General features: G+C 44.1%; 5 protein-coding genes. 1 reads left to right on the forward strand and 4 read right to left on the reverse strand.

What is annotated here, in order from left to right; translation table 11 throughout:
* Positions 1-569: 569 nt before the first annotated feature.
* Entirely contained in the window at positions 570-2,237 is a 1,668-nt protein-coding gene (locus ENI34_10300; protein HEC79508.1) for a hypothetical protein, read from the forward strand.
* A gap of 21 nt (positions 2,238-2,258) precedes the next feature.
* Here ENI34_10300 and speD read toward each other — a convergent pair whose 3' ends face one another.
* The 4 genes from speD to ENI34_10320 form a co-directional block, all read right to left on the reverse strand.
* Positions 2,259-3,335 carry an adenosylmethionine decarboxylase gene (gene speD, locus ENI34_10305; protein HEC79509.1) on the reverse strand — a complete coding sequence of 359 codons (1,077 nt, stop codon included), beginning with the start codon at positions 3,333-3,335 and terminating at the stop codon, positions 2,259-2,261.
* Positions 3,336-3,414: 79 nt separating this feature from the next.
* On the reverse strand, positions 3,415-4,491 hold the full coding sequence (locus tag ENI34_10310) for a DUF362 domain-containing protein (GenBank protein HEC79510.1): 1,077 nt from the start codon (positions 4,489-4,491) through the stop codon (positions 3,415-3,417).
* Positions 4,488-5,057, reverse strand: coding sequence for a hypothetical protein (locus tag ENI34_10315; protein HEC79511.1), 570 nt, complete (start codon positions 5,055-5,057; stop codon positions 4,488-4,490). Before ENI34_10315 ends, ENI34_10310 begins: the two co-directional genes overlap by 4 nt.
* A 417-nt stretch (positions 5,058-5,474) precedes the next feature.
* Complete coding sequence (locus ENI34_10320) at positions 5,475-6,710, reverse strand: hypothetical protein (protein HEC79512.1); 1,236 nt, start codon at positions 6,708-6,710, stop codon at positions 5,475-5,477.
* Between the last annotated feature and the right edge of the window lie 99 nt (positions 6,711-6,809).

Raw genomic sequence — 6,809 nt, forward strand, 5'->3', positions numbered from 1 at the left:
AGGTCCGTTTTGTAAACCTTATGGTCAGTTGTTCTTTGAAAATCTGGAGAAGATGCCTTCTTTCCAGGTTGTTGAGGCGTATCTTTCGTGCCTTCTGGAGGCACAGAATAAGATTCAGAAAGCTATTTCAATACTCGAGGGCATTTTGAAAAAAGGCGCCGATAAATTGAAGGAGATTAAGAAACCGATTGAGCTTCAGTATATGTTCGGCAGGGCGACTGATTCGCGCGGTGAAATAGAAAAAGAGATCGAACATCTTGCTCAAATCAGGCGGGAACTGGATGGTCTGATTGCGAAGTACTCGGAAAAGGGAATTATAAATATGCCGATCAGGCAATTTATGACGCCGTTTGATGCGGAATTCAAGGTCAAGGTGGAAAAGAAGAAAGTCGATTCCGATGAACTTTACATCACTGAGATCAGTGCAAGTGATCTTTCAGGATGTGCCGGCGCCGAACACCTGAACAAGGTTATGACCGGTTACCTGCTTAAGAAACTTCTTAAAAAAGGTAAAACCGATTAATCGAAATAGAGCTTGACATATAGATGAATTTTGTTATTCTTTGATAATGCCTGCGGCCCACAAGACATTCTGGGATATTGAAAAAGAAAAGACGTGGCGGATATATTTCGTCTTTGCCTTCCTTCTTCTCTTTTATTTCGTTCCGATCTTTGCGATATGGGTTGTTATCAAGTTTATAATACATATCAAACAAGCAGTATATCATCCGCATTCCCCTTTCAATATTTTCGGTCTTGATACTTTTTTTGTTCTTTTTTTCGCCGCCGTTGTTTCTGCCTGCCACTGGTACTATTCCAATAAGAATGTGGTGGGTAGAATACTGAAATTACTCGGTGCGAAACACCCTGATAAAAACGACCGGTATCATTATATTTTCGAGAACGTCGTGGATGAGATTGAAACCGCCGCCGGCGGTTTGAAGGTCGAACGATACATCATTCCGGTCGGAGCAATGAACGCCTTTGCCCTGAGTGACTTCCGCGGTAGAAATATCGTCGGTGTTACCGAAGGGCTTTTATCCCGTTTTGACCGGCAGGAACTCCAGGCGGTTATGGCTCATGAAATGGCGCATATCGTCAGTAAGGATTGTCTTCAGACGACCATTGTTTGTTCACTGTTCGATATATACAGTGAAGCGCTCGCGCAGTTCAACAGGTCATTGATTAAGATTGAGCCTTTTTCGGTTTTTGAAAAAAGACGTGAGAGTAATGTAATGACCGCGGGTGTGGCTTCTCTGCCTGTTATCTTTCTCCTTTTCGTCACCACCATCTTAGGTCAGTTGTTGAAGATGTTTATCTCGCGGGAAAAAGAGTACCGCGCCGACGCCGCCGCCGTAAGGTTGACACGCAACCCTTTGAGTCTTGCACGGGCGCTTTATAAGATCGGTGTTCATTGGCGCGGCGCCGGATACGGCGGTGAATATCTTGCACCGATATTCATCCTCAGACCCGAATTCAATCAGCTCGATGAAGAGGAGAACGTATTCGCAACTCTCTTTTCCACCCATCCTCCGTTGATCAAGCGTTTGCAGGTGATACTTGATATGGCGCATTCTGATCTCGCGCAGATCTGTCGGGAGCTGAGAAAAAGAGAATCTCCTCAGGTCGATGTCGGTCCTCGGGAAATATCTTTGCGATTTCTTGCTGAACTTGATGACCACTGGGAAGGACCGTTCACCATCGTGCAGCTGCAGAGCCTTGATTGGCTTAAACCGACGACGAAATTGCGGATCGAAAACAGTAATGAGATATTACCCGCCGGTGAGATACCGGCTCTGAACCGTTTTTTCCATGACCGTAATGAACCGATCTGGAAGATAAGGCGGTTGTGTCCGGACTGCCGCGAATGGTTGGTTCTGCAGGAGTATGAAGGACTCTATGTGTGGCGCTGTGCTTTTTGCAACGGTATTATGGTCGAAGAAGACAAGCTGTCCCGAATCTTCGTGCGCAGGGAAAAGGGGTTCAGCGAGAAGATCAGACATACTGCTGAGACTCTTCGTAGAAACGCTAAGAAGAAACATCCTCATTTCAATATCATCCTTAAAACACCCCATCCCAGGCCATGCCCCAAGTGCGGAAAGGATATGGTTCATAAGTTCTACAGCTATGCATACCATGTTGTGGTGGATGAATGTCCGGTATGTAAGTTAATCTGGTTCGACGTCGATGAGCTGGAAATTCTACAGTGTCTTATTGAGATGGAAGAGGGGAATTGAACGCTTTTTTAAATCAAGGGATTATTTTTTGACTTTCGCCGTCGCGAAAACCCAGTATTCACAAAAAGACGGGATGAACGTCTTTGTAAATTTGATATTTTTAAAATAACGCGGCAAGATATTTTTCAGAAGTCCCATTGTTACTTTATCAAACGCCGAACAGCACTGGACACTGATCATCCCGTTTTTATTAAGGCTCATCTTTATTTTTGAAAAGAGTTGCTCGAGAAATCTCACCCGGTGCATATTCGTCAGTGCCTCAGGATGCATGGTCAGGTCGTAAATCACGGCATCAAGGCCCGATACCTTTTCCAGGAATATATTTGCGTCCTCTATTACGACTTCGGCATTCTTCTTTTTAAATGCGTTGTTGCATATACAGGAAAGATACTTTTGCGCCGCTTTAATTACGTCCTTATCTATATCGATCAAATAAACTTTTTTCGGTTTGTACTTCAGCAGGGTATTCAATACTCCGCCGTCGCCGCCGCCCAGTATCGCTACTGTCTTTAATTTCCTCTTCGCCTTTATAACCGGTTCAACCAGACAGTTATTATAGATCTCCGCATCGAATTCTGATACCTGGATATCATTATCAAGAAATAATATCTTACCGAAATTTTCGTTCTCGATGATGTCTATCTGCTGATACTTGGACCTTTTACTGAAGAGCCTTTTTTTGATATGATACTTTATTTCAAAGCCGCTCGCCGTAAAAGAGCTGATCCAGTTCCTTTCTTTTATCTCTATAGGATTTCCCCGCTGCAGTTCAACGACCCTTACGGTCTTCGGTTTGAACCGCTCTTTTAAAAAACGCAGCAGCAAAAGGGGTTTTTGTTGATCAGGAGAACAGGTGAAGATATCAAGTGAGGCATGGCGTGCTTCAGGATATGTATGGATTGCAACGTGTGATTCTCCGACAATGGCGACGACAGTAACTCCCAGAGGATTGAACTGGTGGGCTTTTATATTCACGAGATCGATTTCAAACTTCTTAAGCCCCTGTTTCAAAATGCGTACCAGGGTTTTCTTGCTGTTTAAAATTTTCTTTGAACAATAAATGAATTCCGCAATGATATGGGTACCGGTGGGTTTCATGAGGTTATTATATGCCAAAATTCCATAAAGTCAATATCTTAAAATGTGTGAAAATGCAGGAATCAAAAGGTTGTCTATATCACTTGTAAGCCTGGAATAATTTTCCCCAGGAAGTATTCAGAAATTTTTTTACGATTGCCTTACCGAATACATTGTACCAGTAAAAGTCATGGAATACCCTTGATGCGAAGTATGACCAGGGGACAAGGGGGGAGCGCAGCAGTATCCGCTCAAATGGTTTCAACCTGCCCCAGTATAGTGCCTTCTGGCCCTTTGATGCGAGGGTATCCTTGCACTCGAACCGAAAATTTACATTTGTTATATCCTCACCGACCACTTCGATATTGCGTGGGTCGGCTGTCCCGAGATTCATCTGCTGGGCAAGATTCAGGAATTTCAGTTTTAAAGGATCAAATCCCATGAGTTTCGCCGCGACGGCGTCGACAGCGACCGGGTCACCACCCGCTAATAGGTAGTTTTTAATTACCGGTTCCATAACACGTGGGCCGGCACCGTTGCCGGCTATAGTGCCGTCGGTCAGGCAGAAGATACCTGGATGAATTTCCCGCTGAATCTGGAGCAGATCGACCAGGGCTTCGTGTATTACTGAGTGTGTCCAGTGGCGGTTATCATTGAGCAGACCACCGAAGGCGTTCTTCATCGCACCGGTTATTGTTGTGAAGACATGGGTCTTCAGGGTGGGAAGGTGGAAGGCGTTCTTTCCGATAAAGAGTTTAGGTATATCAATTCTGCCGCCGTATACTTTGTCGAGGACGAGCATCTTCGCCTTCGGCCGGTAATTTATCCACTCTACATCGGGTTCATACAGATAGACAAAATTCAAGCGATGTTTTTTCATCACGGAACTCAGGTGGTTGTTGTCTGCTCCGAGTTTTGGATTTATGACGACGGTCCGATTCTGGGCAGGGATGAATTTCCGATACCCCCTTTTTTTCAATGAACCTACGACACCGTCAAGCTGCCACGGCGTTGTGGAACACGCCGGGTACCAGAAATGCCAGCTTATATTTATCTTCAGAATCGTCGGTATATCACGGGGCAGGAATTTTTCCACTTCTGCGAGTCCCAGTATCCGATCGATATCATCGAGTACAGTCGTCGGCTTTGTCTTTACAACAGCGACTTTGGCTTTCATCTTTTTGTTCGCGGTTTGCAGATGATTTCTCTTACTTCAAAGTTGAAAAAGTCTTTTCCGTGTTCGGGCCGGCAGACGATTGCGGTGTCAGCTCCTTCATTGGCACCGCCGATAGAGATTATTTCTTTATTATACGGAATAAGCCCGGCGTCGAGTGCCATAACAGCGATTTCAATCGCTACCTTGACTCCCTGTCCGAAGATACGGAGGGTGTTTGCAGTGAGTTCATCGACTTCAAGACCCCCAAATTTCAACCTTACGGCACGGCCGACCCCGCCGAAGAAATGGGTTCCTGTATATACTGCTGCACCTTTATCCTGAAGATATTTTATCGTCCTTCTGTTCATTTCGCATTTTCCCGGTTCAGAGAAGCCGGCTTGATGAGTTACCACGATGATCTTCGCGTTCTTTGTTTTACGGAGCAGTGCCCTGGCAGTATAACCACTGCACGATGCAACGACGAAATGGTGGACCTTTAATTGCTTTGCCCGTTTTACGGCCAATTCAATGGTCTTTGCAGTATTATGTCTTCCCGGTTTTTCCCAGTAGAAGACTTCATATTTCATGATTTCCTCCTTGCCTGACGTTGTGGCTAATTATAGCCAATTGATGTAGGACGTCAAGCATCTGCTTTTCTTTTCCAGCGCCGCTCCGTTTCACCGTTTCTCCCATTCTCCGCTTCTCCGTTTCACCGTTTCACCCATTCCTCCTCGCCCCATGCTCTATGCCCTTCGCCCTCGCCTCTTCGCTACCCAGCATCCAGGAATTGAAGAATGAAGATTCGACCCCATCTCGTTTTCAGCGCCAAAGGCGGTGTTAACTCAAAGATAAAACTGGACTGGGTTAAAAGATAAAACTGGACTATTTTGTTTTGAAATTACGGTACAAAAGGTGTGCTGAGCATAGCAAAAGATAAAACTGGACTGAATTAAAAGATAAAACTGGACTATTTTTTGTATTTTAAGCGTTTAGATATTGGTTTTTCAGGTTTTGTAATAGATCACTTTCACAACGCGGTTTTTACACCAGATGCGGATTTCTTTTTTATCCGGATGTGGAATAATATGTAATTCAATCAAACTGCCTTGAGGGACGAAGACTGGTATTTTGATTTTTTTGTTTTGCCAGGTAATTCGATTATAGCCATCTACTCGGCGGTATTGGTGGAGGCAGAAAACATCTTTCAGGGACTTACAGTGAGGTGGTAACTGGAAAGTTTTGAAGTAATTACGTCCTTCTTGGATGGCGCGTTTTAGTCGTTTAACGGGTATTTCGCCGGTGGTGCTATGAATTAGCTGTTCATTATAGTGTTTAATTTCCTGTTTGAGGACCTCTCGTGCTTGGTCAATGGTGGAGATCTTTTCCCGGGCGCAAGTACGGACGATATGATCTTGCAACCAACGATAAGGTCTTTCTACCTTGCCTTTTGCCTCTGGAGATAAGGCATAGAGTACCCGCATTTGACATTTTTCAAGGACAATACGCCACTGCGTTAGGGCTTCCTCAACTTGATGTCGGCGTCGCCAAACTGTTTCGTTACGGTGTTGATAACGGAAGATTGAATGCCGATCCACATAATAAATTTGACCGATACCATATTTTAACGCAACCGATTTTATTGCTTGGATATGTGCCCAGGTTGTTTCAACATCAACCAACTCCGCATAGAGGAGATACCGACTATGATCTTCAATTGTTGTGATTAAAGACCATTTTTTATCAGCATAAGGTGACCACTTATGATGTGAAGAATCATGTTGTAAGAGCATGCCCACGGCTTCCGTCGTAACAACCCGTGATATCTTCTCTTTTCGCTTACGTTTTGCCCGGTAAAAACCCCAGTCTTTGGCACGATTACGAACCGTTTGAGTTGAGATCGGTTTACCACTGCGTGCAACAACCTGTGTGCGAATATAAGCATAATTATAATTGGTAATAGGCGTTGCGGGATTACGAATTAATTGATAATCTTTTTCCAACTCCTCACGAATTATTTGATCAATCTCAGGAGATAAACGATAATGCGGCTGACGTCGGCGATAAGCAACTGTGAAGCCTTTTGGATCTTGTCGATACCGTTTAAGTAAATCAAAAAACCTGCTCCGACTACACCCTAATTGGCTTATAACATCATTAGCACTCAATGCCTTCTTGAGATAAAGATCAAACAATACCTTAAGATGGTTATCGGTAAATCGACGATGAAGTTGTTGCTTCATTTATCCTCCTTTCATAGAGGATAATCACGAAAATCACTCAGTCCAGTTTTATCTTTTAAAAAATACCCCAAATAGTCCAGTTTTAACTTTTACCTAACA

It is taken from the genome of candidate division WOR-3 bacterium (genome assembly GCA_011052815.1).
GTDB lineage: Bacteria > Hydrothermota > Tepidihabitantia > SM23-42 > SM23-42 > DRIG01.

What these genes read in the sequence shown, in the direction of transcription:
- ENI34_10300 (HEC79508.1), top strand. Translation starts at nt 570, where the DNA reads ATGCCTGCGGCCCACAAGACATTCTGGGATATTGAAAAAGAAAAGACG.
- speD (HEC79509.1), bottom strand. Translation starts at nt 3,335, where the DNA reads ATGAAACCCACCGGTACCCATATCATTGCGGAATTCATTTATTGTTCA.
- ENI34_10310 (HEC79510.1), bottom strand. Translation starts at nt 4,491, where the DNA reads ATGAAAGCCAAAGTCGCTGTTGTAAAGACAAAGCCGACGACTGTACTC.
- ENI34_10315 (HEC79511.1), bottom strand. Translation starts at nt 5,057, where the DNA reads ATGAAATATGAAGTCTTCTACTGGGAAAAACCGGGAAGACATAATACT.
- ENI34_10320 (HEC79512.1), bottom strand. Translation starts at nt 6,710, where the DNA reads ATGAAGCAACAACTTCATCGTCGATTTACCGATAACCATCTTAAGGTA.